Annotated in this window: 21 protein-coding genes; 8 read left to right on the top strand and 13 right to left on the bottom strand. The window is 68.9% G+C overall.

The genetic code is table 11. The features are described from left to right. Positions 1-13: 13 nt before the first annotated feature. From YU1_RS28840 to coxB, 8 genes are all read right to left on the bottom strand, one after another. Positions 14-811 (bottom strand): SURF1 family protein, encoded by a 798-nt coding sequence (locus YU1_RS28840; protein ID WP_084539777.1) that lies wholly within the window; start codon positions 809-811, stop codon positions 14-16. Further along, complete coding sequence (locus YU1_RS0109745; RefSeq protein ID WP_029003903.1) at positions 808-1,197, bottom strand: DUF983 domain-containing protein; 390 nt, start codon at positions 1,195-1,197, stop codon at positions 808-810. The genes YU1_RS28840 and YU1_RS0109745 overlap by 4 nt, the downstream gene beginning before the upstream one ends. Before the next feature lie 68 nt (positions 1,198-1,265). Continuing rightward, entirely contained in the window at positions 1,266-2,102 is an 837-nt protein-coding gene (locus YU1_RS0109740) for a cytochrome c oxidase subunit 3 (RefSeq protein ID WP_029003902.1), read from the bottom strand. A gap of 119 nt (positions 2,103-2,221) precedes the next feature. Then, positions 2,222-2,884 (bottom strand): cytochrome c oxidase assembly protein, encoded by a 663-nt coding sequence (locus YU1_RS28835; protein WP_084539776.1) that lies wholly within the window; start codon positions 2,882-2,884, stop codon positions 2,222-2,224. 7 nt (positions 2,885-2,891) lie between these two features. Next, entirely contained in the window at positions 2,892-3,119 is a 228-nt protein-coding gene (locus YU1_RS28830) for a hypothetical protein (protein ID WP_035714724.1), read from the bottom strand. A 4-nt stretch (positions 3,120-3,123) separates the two neighbouring features. Continuing rightward, entirely contained in the window at positions 3,124-4,068 is a 945-nt protein-coding gene (cyoE, locus tag YU1_RS0109725) for a heme o synthase (RefSeq protein ID WP_029003901.1), read from the bottom strand. 233 nt (positions 4,069-4,301) lie between these two features. Further along, positions 4,302-5,912, bottom strand: coding sequence for a cytochrome c oxidase subunit I (gene ctaD, locus YU1_RS0109720; RefSeq protein WP_029003900.1), 1,611 nt, complete (start codon positions 5,910-5,912; stop codon positions 4,302-4,304). Positions 5,913-6,093: 181 nt separating this feature from the next. Further along, on the bottom strand, positions 6,094-6,945 hold the full coding sequence (gene coxB / locus YU1_RS0109715; protein ID WP_029003899.1) for a cytochrome c oxidase subunit II: 852 nt from the start codon (positions 6,943-6,945) through the stop codon (positions 6,094-6,096). A gap of 507 nt (positions 6,946-7,452) precedes the next feature. Between coxB and YU1_RS0109710 the strand changes: the two genes are divergently transcribed. The 4 genes from YU1_RS0109710 (at position 7,453) to YU1_RS31905 (ending at position 12,381) form a co-directional block, all read left to right on the top strand. Continuing rightward, positions 7,453-7,908: an invasion associated locus B family protein gene (locus YU1_RS0109710; RefSeq protein WP_245263281.1), complete on the top strand. Its 456-nt coding sequence runs from the start codon at positions 7,453-7,455 to the stop codon at positions 7,906-7,908. A gap of 113 nt (positions 7,909-8,021) precedes the next feature. Next, positions 8,022-9,863, top strand: coding sequence for a monovalent cation:proton antiporter-2 (CPA2) family protein (locus tag YU1_RS0109705; RefSeq protein WP_029003897.1), 1,842 nt, complete (start codon positions 8,022-8,024; stop codon positions 9,861-9,863). 96 nt (positions 9,864-9,959) lie between these two features. After that, entirely contained in the window at positions 9,960-11,384 is a 1,425-nt protein-coding gene (locus tag YU1_RS0109700) for an MATE family efflux transporter (protein WP_029003896.1), read from the top strand. Between the two features lie 43 nt (positions 11,385-11,427). Then, positions 11,428-12,381: a DUF937 domain-containing protein gene (locus YU1_RS31905; protein ID WP_029003895.1), complete on the top strand. Its 954-nt coding sequence runs from the start codon at positions 11,428-11,430 to the stop codon at positions 12,379-12,381. A 106-nt stretch (positions 12,382-12,487) separates the two neighbouring features. On the opposite strand, the gene YU1_RS28820 is transcribed toward YU1_RS31905, so the two are convergent. After that, positions 12,488-12,805: a DUF1127 domain-containing protein gene (locus tag YU1_RS28820; protein WP_198018888.1), complete on the bottom strand. Its 318-nt coding sequence runs from the start codon at positions 12,803-12,805 to the stop codon at positions 12,488-12,490. Between the two features lie 174 nt (positions 12,806-12,979). Here YU1_RS28820 and YU1_RS0109685 point away from each other — a divergent pair, with 174 nt between their 5' ends. After that, positions 12,980-13,861: a LysR substrate-binding domain-containing protein gene (locus YU1_RS0109685; protein ID WP_029003894.1), complete on the top strand. Its 882-nt coding sequence runs from the start codon at positions 12,980-12,982 to the stop codon at positions 13,859-13,861. Between the two features lie 39 nt (positions 13,862-13,900). Here the strand turns inward: YU1_RS0109685 and YU1_RS0109680 are convergent, their stop codons facing one another. The 4 genes from YU1_RS0109680 to YU1_RS28810 form a co-directional block, all read right to left on the bottom strand. Further along, positions 13,901-15,271, bottom strand: a complete 1,371-nt coding sequence (locus YU1_RS0109680; protein ID WP_029003893.1) for a glutamate--cysteine ligase — start codon at positions 15,269-15,271, stop codon at positions 13,901-13,903. 247 nt (positions 15,272-15,518) lie between these two features. Continuing rightward, complete coding sequence (locus tag YU1_RS28815) at positions 15,519-16,514, bottom strand: AI-2E family transporter (protein WP_035714721.1); 996 nt, start codon at positions 16,512-16,514, stop codon at positions 15,519-15,521. Between the two features lie 90 nt (positions 16,515-16,604). Continuing rightward, positions 16,605-18,254, bottom strand: coding sequence for a long-chain-fatty-acid--CoA ligase (locus YU1_RS0109670; protein WP_029003892.1), 1,650 nt, complete (start codon positions 18,252-18,254; stop codon positions 16,605-16,607). 191 nt (positions 18,255-18,445) lie between these two features. Further along, positions 18,446-19,723 (bottom strand): OmpP1/FadL family transporter, encoded by a 1,278-nt coding sequence (locus YU1_RS28810; RefSeq protein ID WP_035714718.1) that lies wholly within the window; start codon positions 19,721-19,723, stop codon positions 18,446-18,448. A gap of 526 nt (positions 19,724-20,249) precedes the next feature. Here YU1_RS28810 and YU1_RS28805 point away from each other — a divergent pair. The 3 genes from YU1_RS28805 to YU1_RS0109650 all read left to right on the top strand — a co-directional run bounded on the left by YU1_RS28805 (position 20,250) and on the right by YU1_RS0109650 (position 24,290). Beyond that, entirely contained in the window at positions 20,250-20,705 is a 456-nt protein-coding gene (locus YU1_RS28805; protein ID WP_029003891.1) for a MerR family transcriptional regulator, read from the top strand. 105 nt (positions 20,706-20,810) lie between these two features. Continuing rightward, positions 20,811-21,947, top strand: coding sequence for a thiolase family protein (locus YU1_RS0109655; protein WP_029003890.1), 1,137 nt, complete (start codon positions 20,811-20,813; stop codon positions 21,945-21,947). Between the two features lie 12 nt (positions 21,948-21,959). After that, positions 21,960-24,290, top strand: a complete 2,331-nt coding sequence (locus tag YU1_RS0109650; RefSeq protein WP_029003889.1) for a 3-hydroxyacyl-CoA dehydrogenase/enoyl-CoA hydratase family protein — start codon at positions 21,960-21,962, stop codon at positions 24,288-24,290. The last annotated feature ends 260 nt before the right edge of the window (positions 24,291-24,550 follow it).

Here is a 24,550-nt window from a genome sequence, read left to right as displayed (position 1 = left end):
GTCCCCGCCGACGTCAGGGATGAGGCGTCCGCCGGCGCGCCGCCCGCTGCGAGAGAGCGACGGCCAGCCCCACCCCGAGCAGGGTCGCGGCGAGGCCGTACCAGGTCAGCGCATATTCCAGGTGCCGGTTGGGGAAGGCGAGGCGCGTCTCCCCGCCCTGCGGCAGCCCGCCGGGGTTCGGCGCGGCGTCGGCATCGATCAGGAACGGCGCCGCCCCCGGAAGGCCCCGCGCGGCGGCGATCTCCGCCGGGTCGCGCCGGTACCAGGCGTCCTTGGCCGGATCGTTGGCGGGCACGAAGACGCTGGCTTCCTCCGGAAAGCGCAGCAAGCCGGTGACGCTCACCGGACCCGCCACCTGCCCCTGCGCGCGGCTGGCGGGCGTGCGCTTCTCCAGCGGCACGAAGCCCCGGTTGACCAGCACGGAACGCCCGTCCGGCAGCATCAGCGGCGTGATGACGAGGAAGCCCTGCCCCCGGGCCTCGCCCTTGGGGTCGGACAGCACGGTATAGACCAGAGTCTCGCGGGCGTGGTCGAAGCTGCCCGTCACCTGCACATGGGCATATTCGTCCTCGGCGCGAGAGAGGCGACCCCAGGCGGCGGGGGGCGGCAGCGGCCGGGCGGGCGCATCGGCGCGTTCCTCCACCTGGCGGATCAGCTCGAGCTTCCAGGAGCGCCGCTCCAGCTGCCAGGTACCGAGCCCGACCAGGATGAGAAAGGCGGCCCCGGCCGCCAGCAGCGGCAGGACCCTGCCGCCGCGCGCCGGGCGGACATGGTCGCCGGCGGGCGCGCGAGCCTGCGCCTCGCCGCTCATGGGGTGTCGCGATGCTCCAGCCGGCCCTCGGCCGCCTTGTTGCGATATTGCAGGGCCACCAGCACGCCCTTGAACGGACGCAGCAGCCCCAGCGTGACCACGAGGATGCTCGGCACCCACAGCAGCGCATGCAGCCACAAAGGCGGCTCGTATTTCGCCTCCACCCACAAAGCGAGGCCGACCACAACAGCCCCGCCGATCAGGATGACGAACACCGCCGGCCCGTCGCCCGCATCGATGAAGCCATAGTCGAGCCCGCAGGCCTCGCAGCGCGGGGCCATGGTGAGGAAGCCAGAGAACAGCTTGCCCTTGCCGCAGCGCGGGCAGCGGCAAGACAGGCCTGCCGCGATCGGCGACACTGGCGCCATATAGGGGTCGAGGCTCATGTCGCCTTCCTCCGGCTCGAACAAAAAAGGGGCGGCTCACGCCGCCCCCGATTTCCGGGACGCCCGGCTCAGTGCGCTGCGGATGCCCCCGCCGCGGCCCACACATAGACGAAGGTGAACAGGAACAGCCACACCACGTCCACGAAGTGCCAGTACCAGGCGGCGGCCTCGAAGCCGAAGTGCCGCTCCGGCGTGAAGTCGCCCAGATAGGTGCGCAGCAGGCAGACCATCAGGAAGATGGTGCCCACGATCACATGGAAGCCATGGAAGCCGGTCGCCATGAAGAAGGTGGAGCCGTAGATGCTGCCCGAGAAGGCGAAATGCACGTGCATGTATTCATAGGCCTGGCACGTGCTGAACAGCAGGCCGAGCAGGATGGTGCACCACAGGCCCCACTTCAGGCCCTGCCGGTCCCCTTCCAGCAGCGCATGGTGCGCCCACGTGATGGTGGTGGCCGAGGTGAGCAGGATCAGGGTGTTGAGCAGCGGCAGGTGCCAGGGGGAGAGCGCCTCGATGCCCTTGGGCGGCCAGGTGCCGCCGGTGAATTCGAACCGGCTGTAGTTGATCGCCTCGCCGGAGAACAGGGCGGCGTCGAAGAAGGCCCAGAACCAGGCGACGAAGAACATCACTTCCGAGGCGATGAACAGGATCGTCCCGTAGCGGAACGCGATCTGCACCACCTTGGTGTGATAGCCGGTGCGGCTTTCCCGCACGATGTCCCGCCACCAGCCGAACATGGTGTAGAGGACGCCCAGCAGGCCCAGCGACATGGGCAGGGCGGACCCGCCATGCAGCCACAGCACCGCCCCGGCGGTCATGATGAAGGCCGCGATGGCGCCGATGATCGGCCACGGGCTCGGATCGACTACGTGATAGTCGTGATGCTTCGCGTGTCCCTCGGCCATCTCTCGCGGCCTCCCCTTTCATCCCAGTCGTTCTTGACTATGCCACAGCGCCGCCGGATTGGCGCCGGCGCCGCGTTGGAACCCTTGCGTCAACAGCGCGCGGTTGCGCGCCGCCCCGCCTACATCTGCTTCTCGCTTTTGGCCGGCTCTGCCCGCGCCTGGGTGGCGGCCGGCGGCTTGGCGGGGAAGAAGGTGTAGGACAGCGTGATGGTGCTGACCTCGTCCATCTCCGGGTCGTCGGCGATGGCGGGATCGATGAAGAAGACCACCGGCATGTCCAGCTTCTCGCCGCCCTTCAGCGTCTGCTCGTTGAAGCAGAAGCACTGGAGCTTGACGAAATAGGCACCTGCGGTGGACGGCATCACATTGTAGGTGGCGTTGGCATAGGTCTCCGCCGGGCTGCGATTGCCGGCGAAATAATACGCCATCTTGGTCTCGCCGACCTTCACATCCACCTTGGTCTGCTCGGGACGGAAGTCCCACGACAGTCCGGGTGCCACGTTGGCGTCGAAGCGCACGGTGATGGTGCGGTCCAGCACCTTGCCGGGCGCGGCGTCGCCGGTGCGGGTATAGCCGCCGAAGCCGGTGAGGGTGCAGAAGGCCTGGTAGAGCGGCACGGAGGCATAGGTGACGCCCACCATGGCACCGACGAAGGCGACGCAGCCGGCGACGATCAGGGCCTCCGTGCGCCGGGAGCGGCGGCGGCCGGCGGCTGGCGGGGCCGCCTGCTGCGCGCCGCCCGAGGGCTCCTGGCCGGTTCCACTGGTCTCGCGCGCGTCCATGCCTACCTCACAACGGCCGGTTCAGCACGACGCCGGGGCCGAGCTTCACGATGGTGACCACGTAGAACAGCACCACCAGGAAGCCGAGCACGGAGGCGATGGCGATGGAGCGGGCGCGGCGGCGGCGCAGTTGCTCGGGCGTCAGCACGACGCCGTCCGGCGGCGGTCGCACAGCCGGCGGGGCCTCCTCCTTCGGGCGCTCGTCGCCGAGCTTGCGATGTACCTTCTGTGCCAACAGCTCAGATCCCCGCGACCACCGCTTCCGCCAGCAAGGTGGCGAACAGCAGGAACAGATAGAGGATGGAGAAGCCGAACAGCTTCTTGGCGGCGCGCACCGCTTCCGTCCCCGTGCGACGGCGATAGACGTTCACCGCCAGCGCCAGCATGCCGAGGCCGGTGACGGCGGCGACGATGCCATAGGCGAGGCCCGCCTCGCCGAGGGCCACGGGCGAGAGCGCCAGCGGCACCAGGAACAGGGTGTAGAGCAGGATCTGCCGGCGGGTCTCGTCCGGGCCGGCGGTGACCGGCAGCATGGGGATGCCGGCGCGGGCGTAGTCATCCGCGCGATAGAGCGACAGCGCCCAGAAATGCGGCGGGGTCCAGAAGAAGATGATGGCGACGAGGATGACGCTCTCGAGGCTGACGGTGCCCGAGGCGGCGGCCCAGGCCACCATGGGCGGCAGCGCGCCGGCGAGGCCGCCGATGACGATGTTCTGCGAGGTCGAGCGCTTCAGCCACATGGTGTAGACCACCACGTAGAAGAAGATGGTGAAGGCCAGCAGCGCGCCGGCCAAGGCGTTCACCAGCAGGCCGAGCACCACCACCGAGAAGGCCGACAGCGTCAGGCCGAAGGCCAGCGCCTCCTGCGGGGTGACCCGTCCGGAGGGAATGGGCCGGCCCTTCGTGCGGGTCATCACCGCGTCGATGTCCGCGTCCCACCACATGTTGAGGGCGCCGGCGGCGCCCGCCCCGACGGCGATGCACAGGAGCGCGGTGAAGGCAATGACCGGATGGACGTGATCGGGCGCGCGCACCAGGCCGACCAGCGCGGTGAAGATCACCAGCGACATCACCCGCGGCTTCAGCAGCGCGATGTAGTCGCGCGGTGACGCCAGCCCGCCCGGGGCTTCCGGCGCGAGGCTGAGGCCCCGCTTCTCATTCAATCCAACGCTCACGTCGCTCATCAGCTCTCATCCACCGCCCCGCCAGGCCCTGGCAGGGGCACTTGGCGTGGGCACTTGGCGGGAACATGGCCTTCCTGGGGCATCACGAAGGCCGGTCCGCTCGGTCGTCCTAGAGCCGGCCGCGCGCTGCGGGGCCCCCTGTTCTTCCCGAGCGGAACCGCCCGGGAGCCTTGACGATGCGGCCGGCGCGGGGACCCGCGCCGGCCGGTCTCGGGTTCAATGGGCCGCGCCCGTCACTTGATGCGCGGCAGCACTTCGAAGTGGTGGTAGGGCGGCGGCGAGGGCAGCGTCCATTCCAGCGTGGTGGCGCCGGCGCCCCACGGATTGTCGCCGGCCTTCTCCTTGCGCACGAAGGCCAGGGTGACGCCGGTGAGGAAGATCAGCACCGCCACGCCCGAGATGTAGGAGCCGATGGATGAGATGAAGTTCCAGTGGGCGAAGGCATCCGGATAATCCGCATAGCGGCGCGGCATGCCGGCGAGGCCCAGGAAGTGCTGCGGGAAGAACACCATGTTCACGCCCACGAACGTGACCCAGAAGTGCAGCTTGCCCCAGAACTCGGGGATCATGTAGCCGCTCATCTTCGGGAACCAGTAGTACCAGCCGGCGAAGATGGCGAACACCGCGCCCAGCGACAGCACGTAGTGGAAGTGGGCCACCACGTAATAGGTGTCGTGCAGCGAGCGGTCGATGCCGGCGTTGGACAGCACCACGCCGGTGACGCCGCCGACGGTGAACAGGAAGATGAAGCCGATCGACCACAGCATCGGGGTGCGGAACTGAAGCGAGCCGCCCCACATGGTGGCGATCCAGGAGAAGATCTTCACGCCCGTCGGCACGGCGATGATCATGGTCGCGGCGACGAAGTAGGACTGGGTCGAGGACGACAGGCCCACCGTGTACATGTGGTGCGCCCACACCACGAAGCCCACCACGCCGATCGCCACCATCGCATAGGCCATGCCCAGATAGCCGAAGATGGGCTTGCGGGAGAAGGTGGAGATGATGTGCGAGACGATGCCGAAGCCGGGCAGGATGAGGATGTAGACCTCGGGGTGGCCGAAGAACCAGAACAGGTGCTGGAACAGGATCGGGTCGCCGCCGCCGGCCGGGTCGAAGAAGGTGGTGCCGAAGTTGCGGTCGGTGAGCAGCATGGTGATGGCACCGGCCAGCACCGGCAGCGACAGCAGCAGCAGGAAAGCGGTGATGAGCTGGGCCCAGGCGAACAGCGGCATCTTGTGCAGCGTCATGCCGGGGGCGCGCATGTTGAAGATGGTGGTGATGAGGTTGATCGCCCCGAGGATGGACGAGGCGCCGGCCACGTGCAGCGAGAAGATCAAGAGGTCCATGGCCGGACCGGGATGGCCGAGCTTGGAGGACAGCGGCGGATAGATGGTCCAGCCGCCGCCGAAGCCGTCCGAGCCCGCCGCGCCCTCGACGAAGAGCGACATGATGGCGAGGGCGAAGGAGGGGATCAGCAGCCAGAAGGCGATGTTGTTGATGCGCGGGAAGGCGGTGTCGGGCGCCCCGATCATCAGCGGGATGAAATAGTTGCCGAAGCCGCCGATCAGAGCCGGCATCACCATGAAGAAGATCATGATGAGGCCGTGGCCCGTGGTGAACACGTTGAAGGTCTGCGGATTCTTGAAATATTGCAGGCCCGGCTCCATCAGCTCGAGCCGGATGCCGATGGACAGGGCGCCGCCCACGATCCCCGCCACGATGGCGAAGATCAGGTACATGATGCCAATGTCCTTGTTGTTGGTGGAAAAGGCCCAGCGCCGCCAGCCGGTCGGCACATGCTCGTCGTGGGGGGCGCCGTAAGACGTTGCCTCAGTGGCCATGGGTTCGATCCTCGATCTCGGTCAGGCGCGCGGCCCTGCCGCGGCGGCCCTACTCAGCTGACTATGGGTCCAGGTCGTCTTCCGGCTGGTCTGCCCGGCGGCCTGGGGCCGAACCTTCCCGGCCCGGCCAGCTCGATGTCGGGGCGCGCGCCCGGCGCGCCCGATCCTGCCCCCGAGGGGTTCAGCGCACGCCGCCGGCGTCCGCGAGCTGCGCCGGCGCGATCACCGGCACGTCGGAATACTTCTGCTTGGCCTGGCCGACCCAGGCGTCGAAGTCCTGCTGGCTCACCACCCGCACCGCGAGCGGCATGAAGGCGTGGTCACGTCCGCACAGCTCCGAACACTGGCCGTAATATACGCCTTCCTTGGTGGCCTTGAACCACGACTCGTTGAGGCGGCCCGGAATGGCGTCGATCTTCACGCCGAACGAGGGCACGGCGAAGGAGTGGATCACGTCGGCGCTGGTCACATAGACCCGGACGGTCTTGTTCACCGGCACGATCACCTCATTGTCAACCGTCAGCAGGCGCGGCTGGCCGGGCTTGAGGTCCTTCTCGCCGACCATCAGCGAATCGAAGCTGAAACCGCCGTTGTCGGGATATTCGTAGGACCAGTACCACTGGTGCCCGGTGACCTTCACCGTCATGTCCGGTTCCGGCGTGTGCAGCTCAAGGTGCAGCAGGCGGAAGGAGGGAATGGCGATGGCCACCAGGATCATCACCGGCACCACCGTCCACACCACCTCGATCAGCGTGTTGTGCGTGGTCTTGGAGGGGACCGGGTTCGCCTTCTCGTTGAAGCGGACGATCACGATCGACAGCAGCACCGTCACGAACAGCACGATGGCCGAGATGATGGTGAGCAGAAAGGTGTTGAAGGAGTGGATGCTCTCCATCACCGGCGTGGCGGCGCCCTGGAGGCCGATCTGCCACTCCGAGGGCTGGCCCATTCCCGCCCAGGCTGCGGCACCCGACAGGCTCACGGCCGCCAGCGCGACCATGGCGAGACCGGCGGTGCGGACGAATGACTTCATGTTTGCCCTCTCCCCGGAGCGGCGACGCGCCGGACATCGTGTTTCAGCCCTAGGACCAAAACCGCCTGTAAACGCAACCGGCAGTTGTCGTGCGGCCACGCTCGCGAAAAGGCGCTTTGGCTTCTTTCTTGATTTACATCAAACACAATTCGCAGTGCCCCGCAATTAGCTCCAATCTGCCTCCGATGCGACACAAAGTCGGGGCATCCGGCGCAGTGCTTCCTACGAGGCGCCCGCGCTGTTTAGAACAATTCCACACATTTCTGGCGTCTTTCCAATGCCGCTTCGCGCCCCGCGCGTGGCGCGGCGGGGCGTCCTCATTCTTGACATGCACGTCGCGCCCCTTAAGCAAGACATGATATTCCACGGCCGCAGGCGTCATCGCCTTGCACGGCTGGAGCCTGTTCGATGATGCTGATGCTGCCCTTCCGCCGTTCCCTGGCTTCGGCCCTGCCCCGCCTGCGCAGCCTGCTGCCGGCGCTGGGCCTCGCCGGCCTCGTCCTGGGCATGGGCGCCGTCACGCCGGCGGCGGCGCAAGGGGTGGTGAAGCAGACGTTCGGCGACTGGCAGATCCGCTGCGATACCCCGCCGGGCGCGCAGAGCGAGCAGTGCGTGCTGCTGCAGAGCGTGCAGGCGGACGACCGGCCGAACGTCGGCCTCACCGTCATCGTGCTGCGCACCGCCGACCAGAAGAGCCGCCTGCTGCGCGTGCTCGCCCCGCTCGGCGTGCTGCTGCCGTCCGGCCTCGGCCTGAAGATCGACGATACCGATGTGGGCCGCGCTGGCTTCGTGCGCTGCCTGCCCAATGGCTGCGTCGCGGAAGTGGTGATGGACGATGCCCTCGTCGCCCGGCTGCGCACCGGCAAGCAGGCCACGTTCATCATCTTCCAGACACCTGAGGAGGGCATCGGCATCCCCCTCGGCCTCAACGGCTTCGGCCCGGGCTTCGACGCGCTGAAGTAGCTGCGCGCGCCCCATCCACCGGTGGTGGAAGAAATGGGCGCGCACGGCATGGTTTGGCCATGCTTGGGCGCCACAAGGCGGGGCACCAGCGGGGGCGCGGGGGGACAAGGTGGATGCATGGGGATGAACACACGCTCTTTCTGAGCGCCCTCGCCTTCCTCGCCGCAGCCGTCATCTCCGTTCCCGTGGCCAAGCGCCTCGGCCTCTCCCCCGTCGTCGGCTACCTTGCGTCCGGCATCGCCATCGGCCCGGTGGGGCTCAACGTCGCCAATCCCTCCACCGTCATTACGGTTGCGGAACTCGGCGTCGTCCTGCTGCTGTTCCTCATCGGCCTGGAGCTCCAGCCCTCGCGCCTGCTGTCCATGGGGCGCTACATCTTCGGCCTCGGCACGGCGCAATTGCTGATCACCGGCGCGGTGATCGCCGGGGTGGCCTACATGCTCGGCTTCGGCTGGGCGGGAGCGGTCATCTCCGGCATGGCGCTCGCCATGTCCGCCACCTCCATCGCCCTGCAACTCTTGTCCGAGCGCGGCGACCTGTCGTCCGGCTACGGCCAGCGCGCCTTCTCCATCCTGCTGTTCCAGGACATCGCCATCGTCCCGCTGCTGGCGCTGGTCCCGCTGATCGCGCCGACGGACCACGCGGCCGCGCCGCGCGACCCCATGGGCGTGCTGCTCCAGGCGGCCGGCATGCTGGCGGCCATCAGCGTCATCGTGCTGGCCGGCCGCTTCCTGCTCAATCCCCTGTTCCGCCTGCTCGCCCGCTCCGGCGCGCGCGAGGCGATGACGGCGGCGGCGCTGCTGGTGGTGCTGGGGGCGGCGGGCATCATGGCGTTCGCCGGCCTCTCCATGGCGCTCGGCGCGTTCCTCGCCGGCCTGCTGCTGTCGGAAAGCACCTTCCGCCACGAGCTGGAAGCCAATATCGACGCCTTCCGCGGCCTGCTGCTGGCGCTGTTCTTCATGGGCGTCGGCATGACGCTGGACCTCGGCGTAGTGGTGCCGCACCTGGTCCCCGTGCTGTCGGGCGCGCTGGTCATCACCCTCATCAAGTTCGCCGTGGTCTTCGTGCTCTATCGCGGCGACCACCGCGACCTGGCGGACGGCCTGCGCGCCGGGGCGGTGCTGATGCCGGCGGGCGAGTTCGCCTTCGTGCTGTTTCCGCTCGCTCTGTCCAACGGCATCCTGAACCAGGAGCAGGCGGCCCTGCTCGTCGCCACCGCGGCGCTGACCATGATGATCGGCCCGCTGGCCTTCGCCGGCATCGAGGTCCTGCTGCCCCGCCTCAGGAAGGCCACGCCCGAGCCCGAGCCGGACGACTTCACCGATGCCAACGGCACCGTGCTGGTGATCGGCTTCGGCCGCTTCGGCCAGGTGGTCTCGCAATGCCTGCTGGCGGAGAACGTGGGCGTCACCATCATCGACAACGACGTGGAGATGATCCAGAGCGCCGGCCGGTTCGGCGTGCACATCTATTATGGCGACGGCACCCGGCTCGACGTGCTGCGCTCGGCCGGGGCCGAGACCGCCGAGGTCATCGCCGTGTGCGTGGACGACAAGGACGCCGCCACCCGCATCGTCGAGATCGTGAAGGCCTCCATGCCCCAGGCCCGCCTGTTCGTGCGCAGCTTCGACCGCGTCCATTCCATGGACCTGCTGCGCAAGGGGGTGGATTTCGAGATTCGCGAGACCGTCGAATCGGCCTTCGCCTTCGGCACCCGCACGCTGGAATCCCTCGGCCTCGACCCGGAGACGGCCCGCCAGCGTGTCGCCGACGTGCGCGAGCGCGACCGCACCCGCCTGCTGCGCCAGTTGGAGGAAGGGCTCTATGCGGGCATCGACATGATCACCCCGCGCAAGGTGGAACCGGAGCCGCTGATCGCGCCGGAGAAGCCGGCCCGTCCGCTCAATCCGGAAGCCCAGGACGTGCTCAGCCACGAGACCGAATTCTCCGGCTGAGGACGCGCCAGCGCGGGCTGCCTCCCGCGGCGGCGTGGCGCTGCGGGCCGGCTTTCGTGGTAGGAACAGCCGTCCGCCGCCCCACCCCCAGGTTCCATGACCCGCTCCCACCCCACCTTCACCCACGGCCCGATCATGCGGCACGTGGCGGTGATGACCGCCACCGGCTCCGTCGGCCTCATCGCGGTGTTCGTGGTGGACCTGCTGAACCTGTTCTACATCTCGCTGCTGGGTGAGGCCGAACTGGCGGCGGCCATCGGCTATGCCGGCACGATGATGTTCTTCGTCACCTCGGTGGCGCTCGGCATCATGATCGCCGCCTCCGCCACCGTGTCGCGCGCGCTCGGCGCCGGCCGGCGCCGCGCGGCCCGGCAGCTCGCCACCTCGGCCATCGTCTATGTGACGGTGGTGAGCCTTCTCCTCACCCTGGTCTCGCTGCCGCTGATCGGCCCGCTGCTGCATCTGCTCGGCGCCACCGGCCGCACGGCGCAGATCGCCGAGCGCTTCCTGTTCGTCATCACCCTGTCCACGCCCCTGCTCGGCCTCGGCATGGTCAGCTCCGGCCTTTTGCGCGCCACCGGCGACGCCGGCCGCGCCATGTGGGTGACGCTCGGCGCCGGGCTGCTGATGGCGGCGCTCGACCCGATCTTCATCCTCGCCCTCGGGCTGGGCGTCGATGGCGCCGCCGCCGCCAGCGTCGCCTCGCGGCTGTTCATGGCGGTGGCCGGCCTGGTCTGGTGCGGCCGCGTCCACCGCCTGCTGGTCCGCCCGCGGCTCGCCATGCTGGCGACCCGGGTGCCGGCCATCAGCGCCATCGCGGTGCCGGCCATCCTCACCAATATCGCCACGCCGGTGGGCAACGCCTATGTCACCAGCGCGCTGGCGCCCTATGGCGACCATGCGGTGGCCGCCTGGGCGGTGATCGGGCGCATCATCCCGGTGGCCTTCGGCCCGTTGTTCGCGCTCACCGGCGCCGTCGGGCCGATCTTCGGCCAGAACATCGGTGCCGGCCGCTTCGACCGGCTGCGCGCCACGCTGAAGGACAGCCTGCTGCTGACGCTGGCCTATGTGGGCACGATCTGGGTGCTGCTCGCGCTCGGCCGCGACAGCATCGCCTCGGTGTTCAGCTTGACGGCGCAGGGCGAGGAGATCGTCTCCTTCTTCTGCCTGGTGTCGGCCGGCAGCTTCATGTTCCTCGGCGCCCTGTTCGTCTCCAACGCCGCCTTCAACAATCTCGGCGCGCCGCTGCTGTCCACCCTGTTCAACTGGGGCCGGGCCACGCTCGGCACCGTTCCCTTCGTGTGGGCGGGCGGGCGCCTGATGGGCACGAACGGCGTGATTCTCGGCCAGTCCCTGGGCGCCGCGGCCTTTGGCGTCGCCGCCATGATCTTCGCCTTCCGGCTGATCGAGAAAATCGGCGCCGATGCGGCCGCCGGGAATCAAGTCCCCACGCCCCATCCCGCAGCGGCGGAGATGCCGGCGCTCTCCTCCCCCCAGGACGCGGTCGCCATCGACCCGTGATTTCGGCGGGATGATGGCGTAGGGTGGCGCAGGGGAGGCCACCATGGATCAGTTCGTACAATTGCTGCGCGCCGCACAAGGCGGGCATGGCGTCGAGAACCTGGCGAGCCTTTACGGCCTGTCGGCTCAGCAGGCGCAGCGGGTCATGGAAGCGCTGATGCCGGCGTTCTCGGCCGCGATGCAGCGCGCCATGCAGTCGCCGGAAGGCATGGCCAACCTCACCGTGCTGATGATGAGCGGGCCCTATGGCGGGCTCTACGAACACCCTCCGACCGTGCCCGGGGATCTCGCCAAGCCCGGCGACCCGGTGCTGGAGACGGTGTTCGGCAGCCCGGACGTCGCCCGCGCCGTCGCCGACCACGCCGCCACCACCTCGGGGCTGGCCGCCGCCGTGGTCAAGCAGGTGATGCCCTCTTTCGCCACCCTGCTGCTGGGCGGGCTCGCCAAGTCGCTGGCGGCGTCCGGCGCCATGAACCAGTTGCTGGCGGCCTCGCTGGCGCGGGCCAGCGGCCAGCCGCTGCCCACCGGCAATCCCTGGATCGACGCGCTGAGCAACTTCCTGACCCCGCCGCCGCAGCAGGCGGCTCCCAAGAGCACCGGCAACCCCTGGCTCGATTCCTTCGCGCAGATGATGGTGCAGTCGCCGTTCGGCCTGCGCGGCGCGGCCAGCCGCAACGCCAATCCGTGGCAGGCGCTCTCGGATGCCATCAGCGCCTCCATGGCCAATTTCCAGATGCCGGCGCAGGCCTGGGCCGCGGCCCAGCAGCCGGCGCCCAAGCCGGTGGCGCCGCCCCCGCCGCAGCCCGCCCTCAGTGGCCCCCTGCCCTTCCAGGACTATTTCGCGCAGTTCTTCGCCCAGGGCTTCCCGCCCGGCTTCTCGCCGTTCGAGGCCGGCAAGGGCCAGGCCGGCGGCCCCACGGGCTTCTATCCGTTCGACTTCTGGAGCCAGATGCTCGACCGCAGCTCCGGCCGCGAGCACGGCGGCCCGAAGCGCTGACGCCGTCCTCGGCGGGCGCACAAACAAAGAGCCCGCACCGACGGGCGGTGCGGGCGAGGCGGCGGTCCCGAGGGGCGCGACCGCAATCGAAAAAGGGCGGCGCCGCTCAGGGCGCCATGCGCTGCCGGGCGGCGAGGCGCTGCTGCAGCTTGCGGGAGGCCTGACGCTCCACGGAGCGCGACACCAGCACCTGCGTCGGGTCCGACCACCACGGCACGGACGCCGCGTCGCGCAGGTCGGCGCGGTCGATGCCGATGTCGCGCAGCATGGCGTCATTCATGGCGCCGAGCACGGTCAGCTCGTTGCGGCGGGCGATGGCCTCGGTGATATGGCGCACCGCGCGCACCACCAGACGGGCGGTCGTCGCCACGCGGGTGCCGAAGGGTTCCGCGAACGTGCTGCTGATCTCTCCAAGACTTGCCATGTCGCTCTCCATCGCCGGGCGCCGGCTATCTCTGCCTCCTGGTCACGGGTGACAGCCACCCGATTTCGCTGCGCCGCAGCTGCCCGACGGTTGTGACCGAGCGCTTCAAATCAGACTAGCGAATGTTATTCATCCCATTTATCATCCTGGGTGATGATTGCAGAGACCGTGCCCATGACCGTTCTGCTCGACACCGATCACCTGCGCACCTTCGTCGCTATTGCGGAAACCGGCAGCTTCACCCGCGCCGCCGAAGTGGTGCACAAGACCCAGTCGGCCGTGTCCATGCAGATGAAACGGCTGGAGGACCGGGTCGGCCGGCCGCTGTTCGCCCGTGACGGGCGCGCCTCGCGGCTGACGCCCGAGGGCGACCGCCTGCTGGATTACGCCCGGCGCATCGTGAAGCTCAATCTGGAAGCGGTGGCCGCCTTCGCCGACGACACCCTGTCCGGGCGGGTCTGCCTCGGCGTGCCGGACGATTACGCCGACCGCTACCTGCCGGACATCATGGCCCGCTTCTCGCGCACCCATCCCTCGGTGGAACTGACCGTAGTGTGCGAGCCGAGCTTCCGGCTGAACGAGAGCATCGCCGCCGGCAATATCGACCTCGCCATCATCACCGCCACCGACATCACCGGACGCAACGCCCAGGTGATCCGCCGCGAGCGCCTGCTGTGGGTCGGCTCGCTGCGCCATTCCGCGCATCTGGAAATGCCGACCCCGCTGGCCCTGGGCCAGCCCACCTGTCAGTGGCGAGACGTGGCGATGACGCGGCTGAACGCCGCCGGGCGGGGCTATCGCGTGCTCTACAGCAGCCCCAACCACGGCGCGGTATCGGCCGCCGTGCTGGCGGGCCTTGCCGTCTCCGTGGTGCCGGAATCGGCGCTGCGGCCAGGCATGCGGGTGCTGGGCGCGGCGGAGGGCTTCCCGCCTTTGCCGCCCTGCGACATCGGCCTGCTGCGCAACCGCCATGAGCCCTCGGTGCTGGCGGACGCGCTGGCCCACCACATCATCCAGGGCCTCGACAACCTCACCGAAGCGGACGCGGCGGAATAGCCGCGCGCTTGGCGCTCCCGCCGGTGGCGGGAGGCCGGATCAGTAGGCCAGTTCCTCGAACGCCGGCTCCACCGAGCCTTCCCAGGCGCCGTGGAAGCGCTCCAGCAGCACATCCGCCGGCGTGCGGCCGGTGGCCACCACCTCCTCGATGGGGCTGAGGAAGCGCGTCTCGTCGCGGCCCTGGCTGTCCAGGCGCCGGCGGCGCACGAGCCCGGCGCGGGACAGCGCCAGCACGTCACGGGCGACGTCATGCAGGCTGCGGCCGGCGATCTGCGCCTTCAGTCCGAGGCGGGGCACGTCGTCGCGCAGCTTCTGGCGCTCCTGCGCGGTCCAGTCCTTGGCGATCTGCCAGGCGGCGTCCAGGCTCTGCCGGTCATAGAGCAGCCCCACCCAGAAGGCGGGCAGCGCACAGAGCTTGGCCCACGGGCCGGCATCGGCGCCGCGCATCTCCAGATAGCGCTTCAACCGCACTTCCGGGAAGATGGTCGAGAGGTGGTTGATCCAGTCCGCCAGCGTGGCGCTCTCGCCCGGGACGGCCGGATGCCGCCCCGCCAGCAGGTCGCGGAAGGACGAGCCGGACACGTCGATATAGCCCTCGCCGCGCTTGAGGAAATACATCGGCACGTCGAGCGCATAGTCCACGTAGCGCTCGAACCCCATGCCCGGCTCGAAGGCGAACGGCAGCATGCCGGAGCGGGCATTGTCGGTGTCGCGCCAGATTTCCGAGCGGAACGACAGGAAGCCGTTGGGCTTGCCCTCGGTGAAGGGCGAGTTGGCGAACAGCGCGGTGGCCACCGGCTGGAGCGCGAGGCTGACGCGCAGCTTCTCCACCATGTCCGCCTCGGAGGAGAAGTCGAGATTCACCTGCACTGTGCAGGTGCGGAACATCATGTCGAGGCCGAGCTTGCCCACCTTGGGCATATAGCCGGCCATGATCTTGTACCGGCCCTTGGGCATCACCGGCGTCTCGGCGCGGCTCCACTTCGGGCTCATGCCGATGCCGAGGAAGCCGACGCCCAGCGGCTCGGCCACCTTGCGCACTTCCGCGAGATGGGTGTTCAGCTCCGAGCAGGTCTCGTGGATCGAGGCGAGCGGCGCGCCGGACAGTTCGAACTGGCCGCCCGGCTCCAGCGAGATGGCGCCGCCGCCGCGCGGGTCGGCCAGCCCGATGATGGTCTCGCCTTCCAGGATAGGGTCCCAGGCGAGCACGTCGCGCATGCCTTCCAGGATGGCGCGGATGCCCTTCTCGCCGTCATAGGGAACGGGCTCGTGGCGGCCGAGGGTGAAGGGAATCTTCTCGTGCTCGGTCCCGAGTAGGAAAGAGGCCTCCGGCTTGTTGCCGGCCTCGAGATAGGCCACCAGCTCATCACGCGAGCAGATGGGAGTGGCGTCCGTGGTATCGCGGGCCATGCAAGCGTCTTCCCCGTACCCCTGCGGCAGCCGCCAGGGCGAAGGCCGCCGGCGCGCCGTATAGCTGAAACACAGGCCGGCCCGGACGGGCCTACCCGACGGCTGAACCGCCGCCCCTGCGCGGGCAGGAGGCCCACGCGATGGCCGAGGGATCGGGCGATCCCGGCCGGCGCGGGAGGCGCAGGGCGCGCGAACATACACGGCGCGCGGGCGACCGCAAACCGTGGCGCATCCGCCCATTGCGTCCTCAGCGCCGGCAATGGCCTTCCGGCCGCGCCAGCGCGAACACGAGCACGGTGAGCGGCGTCGCCAGCAGCAGCCCGAGCGGCCCCAGCAGCGTGCCGAACGCCACCACCGAGAACAGCGTGACCGCCGCCGGCAGCGACACCAGTTCCTGCTGCAGCAGCGGCGAGATGAGGTTGCTCTCCACCTGCTGCACCACGACGAACAGCAGCAAGGTATAGAGCGTGGAATCGAGGCCGACGGTCAGCGCCAGCAGCAGCGCCGGGATCGCCGCCATCACCGGCCCCACCATGGGCACGAATTCCGCCAGCCCCGCGAACAGGCCGAGCGCCAGCGCGGCCGGAATGCCGAGGATAGCCAGCCCGATGCCGCTCAGCAGGCCGACCACCACCATGGCGATGAGCTGGGCCTTCAGGAAGCAGCGCAGCGCCTCGCCCACGTCGTCGAGCCGCCGGCCCGCCGCCGCCCGGTGCTGCGCCGGGACCAGCGCCAGCAACCCGTTGCGATAGAGCTGCGGCTGCACGGCGAAATAGAGCCCGCCGACCACCACCAGGAAGATGCCCAGCAGCACGTTGGTGACATTGGCGGTGACGCCGCGCACGGCCGACAGCAGGGTGGCGCCGGAGGGCGCCGCCGCCTCGGCCCGGCGCATCAGGTCGTCGGTCATGCCATGCAGGTGGAACTCGTCCTGGAAGGTCTGCCACGCGGACGGCAGCCGATGGAACAGCTCCTTCACCTGCGCGCTGATGATGTTGCCGAACAGGTAGGAGATGGCCGCGAGCAGGCCGGCGACGGCCAGGCAGACGATGGCCAGCGCGGCCTTCGGCGGGCAGCGCGTGTAGTGGGTGACCGTATGCGAGAGCCCATGCAGCCCCACCGCCACGAGAATGGCGGCGAAGACCAGCAGCAGCACGTCGGAGATGACCCAAGCCGCGAGAAACAGCGCGACCACGGCGCAGGCGATGGCCACATAGCGAGCCATGGTCCAGTCTGACGGCATGCGGAGGGTCCCCGTCTTGCGGCGGGGACAGGGCGCCCGGCCTCGCCCCGCCATAGCACGGCCCGCCGCCGGGAGCATCCGGCGCCGCGCTCAGGCCTGCGGGTGCTTGCGGGCTTCCTCGTCCACCAGTTCCTTCTTGGACAGCTTGCCCACCAGCGTGCGAGGCAGTTGGTCGCGGATCTCCACCTCGCGCGGCAGCTCCACCTTGGAGACCTGCTTGGTGAGGAAGCTCTTCAGTTCCGCCACCGTCGCCGGATGGCCGACCTTGAGGGTGACGAAGGCCTTGGGGGCCTGGCCGCGATAGGAATCCGGCACGCCGATCACCACCGCCTCGGCCACCGCCGGATGCAAATAGAGCGCTTCCTCGATCATCCGCGGGTAGACGTTGAAGCCGCCGCACAGAATCACGTCCTTGATCCGGTCCACCAGGAAAAGGTAGCCGTCCTCATCGAGATAGCCGACATCGCCGGTGCGGAAGGCGCCGTCCACGAACACCCGGGCGGTTTCCTCCGGCTTCTGCCAGTAGCCCAGCATCACCTGCGGGCCGCGGGCGCACACCTCGCCCTTCTGCCCGACGCCGAGCACGCGGGCGGGGTCTTCCAGGTCGCGGATCTCCAGCGTGGTGCCGGGCACGGCGAGCCCCACCGAGCCGTCCTTGATGATGCCGTTGGGCGGATTGGCGGTGAGCACCGGCGCGGTCTCGCTGAGGCCGTAGCCTTCCACCAGCTTGCAGCCGGCCAGCGCTTCGAAGCGGTGGCGCACCTCCACCGGCAGCGGCGCGCCGCCGGAGATGCAGATGGAGAGCGAGGACAGGTCGTAGCTCGCGAGGTCCGGCGCATTGTTGATGGCGCCGTAGATGGTGGGCACGCCCGGGAAGACGGTCGGGCGCGTGCGCACGATGGTCTTCAGCAGGTCGTCCAGATGGAAGCGCGGCACCAGGATGATCTCCGCCCCCAATGCGATGGGGATGTTCATCACCGTGGTCATGGCGAAGACGTGGAACAGCGGCAGCACGCCCAGGATGCGCTCGCAGCCGGTGCCGAGGCAGTTCACGTGGTCGATCACCTGCCGGGCGTTGGCCGCCACGTTGGCGTGGCTGAGCATGGCCCCCTTGGGAACGCCGGTGGTGCCGCCGGTATATTGCAGCACCGCCACGTCGCGCTCCGGATCGACGCTCACCGGCTTCAGCGGCGGGGCGCCCGCGACCAGTGCCTTGTGGGTGAGGTGCCGGCCGTCATTGGCGTCGAAGACGGCCTTGTCCTTGCGCTTGAAGATGTTGAACAGCAGGCCCTTCAGCGGCGAGAGGATCGCGGCGAAGGGGCAGACGACGATGGTGGAGAGCCCGGCCTCCTGCGCCACCGCGGCGACCCGGGAGTGGATGATCTTCAGGTCGGGCACCACCATGATCGTGGTGCCGGAATCGCGGATCTGGTGCTTGAGCTCGCGCTCCACATAAAGCGGCGAGAAGTTCACCACCGTGCCGCCGGCTTTCAGCACGGCGAAATAGAAGATCACCGAATAGGGCGTGTTCGGCAGGCAGAGCCCGACCTTGCTGCCCTTGGTGACGCCGAGGCGCTGCAGGCCGGCGGCGGCTTCGTCCACCTGCCGGCCGAGCTGGGCGTAGGTCCAGCGGCGGCCCAGGAAATTGAGCGCAGGCAAGGCACCGTAGGCGGTCACGCTGGCATCCAGCAGCGCCGTCAGCGGGCTGGTGGCGCTTGTGTGCTCGACGCGCTGAAGCATCGTTCTCTCCCTCGCCCGCATGACGCGGGGTGGCGGGCCGTCTGTGCAGCCCTCACAGGCGGATTGACGCGCGCCTTGCGACGCGCGTTCCGCTTCATCCGGACCGGGATTGTAGATCCACGGGCGACGTTATGTAAGAAGCGGAATGCGCCCAAAACCCGGCGGCCTGACGACCGCCGGGCCGGATGTTCCTACTTCACGTAGAGCGCGGCGGTCTTGGGCTCCGGCGCGTTGAACTTGTAGCGCACGCCCATGGAGACGATGTCCACATAGGCGTCGTTGACTTCCGCCACCAGCGTGCCGCGCAGGGCGTTGGCCGGATCCAGCGGGCTCAGCGCGATGTTGCCGCTCTGGCCGAAGATGTGGGTGTAGGCGAAGTCGAAGCTCAGCTGCTCGGTCCAATTGTAGGTGGCGCCGACCGAGAGCCAGATGCGGTTGGAGTCCGGCAGGCGGGGATTGCGCACCTCGTCGGTGACGGGGGAGATCTCGTAGCCGAGACCGCCGCGCAGCGCGAGGCGCTGATCCCATTGATATTCCACGCCGCCGGAGAAGAACCAGCCGTCGCGCCAGCCCAGATCGAGCACCGAGACCGAGGAACCCGTGGCGGTGGAGGTGACGACGAGCTGCTGCAGCTTGGACCAGTTGGTCCACTCCACCGTGCCCAGCGCCGTCCACTGCGGGGTGAGTTGAGAGCGGAAGCTGGCCGTCACCTGGTCCGGCAGGCTCAGCGAGGCATTGGCCGGCAGCAGCTGGAAGGCGGTGGCGGCGGAGTTGAACAGGGTGACCTGGCCGGAGAGGTTGAGGTCGATGGCCGAGCGATAGCCGACGCCAAGCGTGGTGCCGGGCGCCAGGGTGAACAGGGCGCCCAGGCTGAAGCCGTAGCCCACGTCGTCGCCGTCCACCTGGCCGCTGCCATAGGCGATGCCCTGGGTGGTGACGCCGTTGATCTGCGCCTGGCTGAGGCGGGCGTCCATGTAGTTCAGCGACACGCCGCCGCCCAGGGTCAGCCAGTCGTTGACCTTGTAGGCGATGTTGCCCTGGACGTTGACGTCATAGATGCGGCTGTAGCAGCCGTAATAGCGGCCCGACCAGTTGCAGGGCGCGTCGGTGACGAGGCCGAACGGGGCGTTGACCGAGATGCCGATGGCGATGCGGTCCCAGCCATAGGTGATGTAGGTGGACGGCACCGCGGCATTGTCCACGATGTCCGATACGCCGTAAGTGCCGAGATTCGCGCCGGTAATCGGCCCGGTGGCACGCAGTACGTCGACCGAGGCGTGGGGGGCGATGTAGCTGACGTTGCCTTCCACCTGGAGGCCGGGGGCGAAGCTCACCGCGGCCGGGTTCCAGAACATGGAGGCGAGGCCCGCGCCGCCGGCGGCATCGCCCGCGAACGAGGTGCCCTGGTAATAGGAGCTCTGCTCGCGCAGGCCGAAGCCGCCCGCCTGCGCGCCGCCGGCGGCGGCCACGGCCAGAGCCGGAAGAACAAGTACCGGCGCCGCGCGCCGCCAACGAGACCCGTGGTTCACAATCAGCCCCTCCCCACGATGGCCGTTCCAACGAACGGTCCAGACACGTTTCCAGAAGGGCACCCTTTTTGTGCATTGCACCTTAGGGTGTGCGAGATGCCCTATACGTCATCAGCATGCCGATCCTGAGCCGGGCGTCAACGCGATTGCCGCGCAACCGACACATTTTCGACCACGAATTCCCCACTGTTGTTTCGATGCAACGCATTTTACACCGAACGCCGGACCCAACAACCGCAACGGGTGGCGATTTTCAAGTTTTGTCTCATACATCGTTTTCCCTGTCGCAAGACATTTGCTGCGAATCCGCCCCCGTCCCCACGTTGTTGCATTGCACAACATGGACCGCCCCGCCGAGAACATCGCCGGCAATGTTGTTTGTTTGTACAGAGGCGATCCGCCGGGGGTTGATGGCCGGGGCAAAGCATGTATCCTAAGAGCCAACGCATGACGTATAGGTCAACCCATGGCACCCGATGGTTCCGCCGCCCCCCACGGCCTGACCGACACCTTCTTCTCGGTCACCGAGCTCGCCCGCGATCTGGCGATCACCCCGCGCACCATCCGCTTCTATGAGGACAAGGGGCTGGTCTCGCCCCGCCGCGCCGGCAACATCCGCGTCTACACCAAGCGCGACCGCGCCCGCATGGTGCTGATCCTGCGCGGCAAGCGGCTCGGCTTCAGCCTGCGCGAGATCAAGGAATATCTCGACCTCTACGACGTGGACCCCACCCAGGCGGAGCAGATCCGCCTGCTGCTCGCCAAGGTCCGCACCCGGCTGGAAATGCTGGAGGACCAGCGCCTCGCCCTGGAGGAGAGCCTCGCGGAACTGAAAGACATCGAGGAGCAGACCCTGGCGGCGCTCGCCGCCGCCGACGCCGCCGAGGCCGCGCCCCGCCGGGGCGCCAAGAAGGCCGGCTGAAGCCGGGCCCGACCCGGCCCGAGCCGCCGACACCGGACCACCGTCACACCGACGTCAGACCCGACAGAACAACAATACGGCCCCAAGGAAATCGCAGGAGTGCCCATGCAGAACGTCGTCATCGCGGGCTATGCCCGCTCCCCCTTCGCGCCCGCCAAGAAGGGCGACCTCGCCCGCGTCCGCCCGGACGACCTCGCCGCCCAGGTGGTGCGCGAGCTGATCGCCCGCACCAAGGTGGACCCGGAGGACATCGAGGACCTCATCGTCGGCTGCGCCTTCCCGGAAGCTGAGCAGGGGTTCAACGTTGCCCGGCTCATCGGCATGATCGCCGAGCTGCCGCAGTCGGTGGCCGGCGTCACGGTGAACCGCTTCTGCGGCTCCTCCATGCAGGCGGTGCACATGGCCGCCGGCCAGATCCTGCTCGGCGCCGGCGAGGTGTTCGTGTGCGCCGGCATCGAGAGCATGAGCCGCGTGCCCATGACCGGCTTCAACCCGATGCCGAACCCCGCCCTCTACGCCGCCAACCATGCCGCCTACATGGGCATGGGCGACACGGCGGAGAATGTCGCGCGCAAGTGGCAGATCACCCGCGCCGACCAGGAGGCGTTCGCCCTGGAGAGCCACCGCAAGGCGGCCAAGGCGCAGGCGGACGGCAAGTTCACCGACGAGATCGTGCCGATCCGCATCAACGGCAAGTCGGTGAGCGCGGACGGCTGCATCCGCGCCGAGACCACGGCGGAAGACCTCGCCGGCCTCAAGCCCGCGTTCGACCAGAACGGCACCGTGACCGCCGGCACCTCCTCCCCGCTCACCGACGGCGCCTCCGCCGTGCTGGTGTGCTCGGAAGCCTACGCGGAGAAGCACGGGCTGAACGTGCTGGCCCGCCTGCGCAGCGTAGCGGTGGCCGGCTGCGCGCCGGAGATCATGGGCATCGGCCCGGTGGATGCCACCCGCAAGGCGCTGGCCCGCGCCAACATCACCATCGACGACGTGGACGTGGTGGAGCTGAACGAGGCCTTCTCCTCCCAGGCCATCGCCTGCGCCCGCGACCTCAACATCCGCACCGAGACGCTGAACATCGACGGCGGCGCGCTGGCGCTCGGCCATCCGCTCGGCGCCACCGGCGCGCGCATCGTCGGCAAGGCCGCGTCCCTGCTCCAGCGCGAGGGCGGGCGCTACGCGCTGGCCACCCAGTGCATCGGCGGCGGCCAGGGCATCGCCACCGTCCTCGAACGCGTCTGAGCGGAGGCCGTCATGAGCGAGATCAGGAAGGCCGCCGTCATCGGCGCCGGCGTCATGGGCGCCGGCATCGCCGCCCACATCGCCAATGCGGGCGTCGAAGTGCTGCTGCTGGACATCGTGCCGGACGCGGCCAAGAGCAATGGCGCGAGCCGCAGCACCATCGCGGAAAAGGCGGTGGAGCGGCTGTTGAAGGCGGACCCCGCCGCCTTCATGTCCAAGCGCGCCGCCAGGCTGGTGACCGCCGGCAATACCGAGGACGACCTTGAGAAGCTGGCGGAGTGCGACTGGATCGTCGAGGCGGTGGTGGAGCGGCTCGACATCAAGCAGGCGCTCTATGCCAAGATCGAGAGCGTGCGCAAGCCGGGCACGGCGGTGTCCTCCAACACCTCCACCATCCCCCTGGGCGACCTCACCGAGGGGCTGCCGGAGAGCTTCCGGCGCGACTTCCTCATCACCCATTTCTTCAATCCGCCGCGCTACATGCGACTGCTGGAGATCGTCGCCGGGCCGGAGAGCGACCCGGCCACGGTCGAGCGCGTCGCCCGCTTCGCGGACGTGAAGCTGGGCAAGACCGTGGTCCGCTGCAAGGACACCCCGGGCTTCATCGCCAACCGCCTCGGCACCTATTGGATGCAGCTGGCGGTGGGCCAGGCGTTCGAGCTGGGCCTGACGGTGGAAGAGGCCGACGCGGTGATGGGGCGGCCGTTCGGCATTCCCAAGACCGGCGTGTTCGGCCTGCTGGATCTGGTGGGCCTCGACCTGATGCCGCACGTGCAGGGCAGCCTGGAGCGCGCCCTGCCGAAGGACGACCCGTTCCACGCCACCGTGCGCGACGTGCCGCTGATCAAGAAGATGATCGAGACTGGCCACACCGGGCGCAAGGGCAAGGGCGGCTTCTATCGCCTCAACCGCGAGAACGGCGGCAAGGTGAAGGAGAGTATCGACCTCGCCACCGGCACCTACCGGCCGCAGGAAAAGGCCGTGCTGCCCGAGGTGGAGGCCGCGTCCAGGCACCCCAAGGCGCTGCTCGCCGCCGACACCCCGGCCGGGCGCTACGCCGCCGGCGTCGTCGCCCGCACGCTCGCCTATGCCGCCTTCCTGGTGCCGGCGGCGGCGGACGACGTGGTGGCCATCGATGAGGCCATGCGCCTCGGCTACAATTGGAAATGGGGCCCGTTCGAGCTGATCGACCGCATCGGCGCGGGCCCGGTGGCCGAGATGCTGAAGGGGATGGGCGAGCCGGTGCCGGAGTTCCTGGCGCAGGGCAAGCCCTTCTACCGGGTGGAGAACGGCCGCCGCCAGTATCTCGGCCTCGACGGCGCCTATCGCGACATCGTGCGCCCCGAGGGCGTGCTGCTGCTCTCCGACATCAAGCTCGCCTCCGAGCCGGTGCTGAAGAACGGCTCCGCCTCGGTGTGGGACATCGGCAACGGCGTGCTGTGCTTCGAGTTCACCTCCAAGTCCAATTCGCTGGACGAGGGCATCATCACCCTGCTCGGCAAGACGCAGCGGCTGGTGAAGGACAAGTACAAGGCCCTCGTCATCTATAACGAGGGCTCGAACTTCTCGGTCGGCGCCAATCTCGGCCTCGCGCTGTTCGCCTGCAACATCGCGGCGTTCGGCGAGGTGGAGAAGCTGGTGGCCACCGGCCAGCAGGCCTATCAGGCGCTCAAATACGCCCCCTTCCCCGTGGTGTCGGCCCCGGCCGGCATGGCGCTGGGCGGCGGCTGCGAGATCCTGCTGCATTCCTCCGCCGTGCAGGCCCATGCGGAGAGCTATATCGGGCTGGTGGAATGCGGCGTCGGCGTGCTGCCCGGCTGGGGCGGCTGCAAGGAGATGCTGACCCGCTGGCAGTCGGACCCGGCCCTGCCCAAGGGGCCGATGCCGGCGCCCTCCAAGGTGTTCGAGACGGTGAGCACCGCCACCGTGTCGAAATCCGCCGCCGAGGCCAAGGAGCTGAAGTTCCTGCGCGAGGACGACGGCATCACCATGAACCGCGACCGCCTGCTGGCGGACGCCAAGGCCAAGGCCCTGGCGCTGGCGGAGAACTACGTGCCGCCGCAGCCGAAGGAGCTGACGCTGCCGGGCCCCTCGGGCCGGGTGGCGCTGGAGATGGCGGCGGAGAGCTTCCACAAGCGCGGCATCGCCACCAAGCACGACCTGGTGGTGGCCGCGGCCCTGGCGGAGGTGCTCACCGGGGGACCGGCGGACCACATCCAGCCGGTGACCGAGGCGCAGGTGCTGGAGCTGGAGCGGGCGGGCTTCATGAAGCTGATCCGCACCAATGCCACGCTGGCGCGGATCGAATCCGTGCTGGAGACCGGACGGCCGCTGCGCAACTAGGGGGCGGGCAGCAGCGGCTCGGGGCATGGCCGGCGCGTTCATCCGCGGCCGGCCATGCTGCCTCCCGCGTTTGAAAGGGGCCTTTTCCGCGCTGACGCGCGGCCCCCACCCCTGCCCTCCCCCGCAAGCGGGAGAGGGAGGGCGAACGGTGGGGATGGCGCACGATTGACGCGGATGCCACCAAGCGTGGCGCGCCTTCTTCGCCCGCGTGCGGGCAAAGCCCTCTCCCGCTTGCGGGGGAGGGTTGGGTGGGGGCGACG

Source organism: Azorhizobium doebereinerae UFLA1-100, assembly GCF_000473085.1.
GTDB lineage: Bacteria > Pseudomonadota > Alphaproteobacteria > Rhizobiales > Xanthobacteraceae > Azorhizobium > Azorhizobium doebereinerae.
Note: the sequence above shows the minus strand (reverse complement) of the source record. Positions and strands in the feature narration are given on the sequence as shown.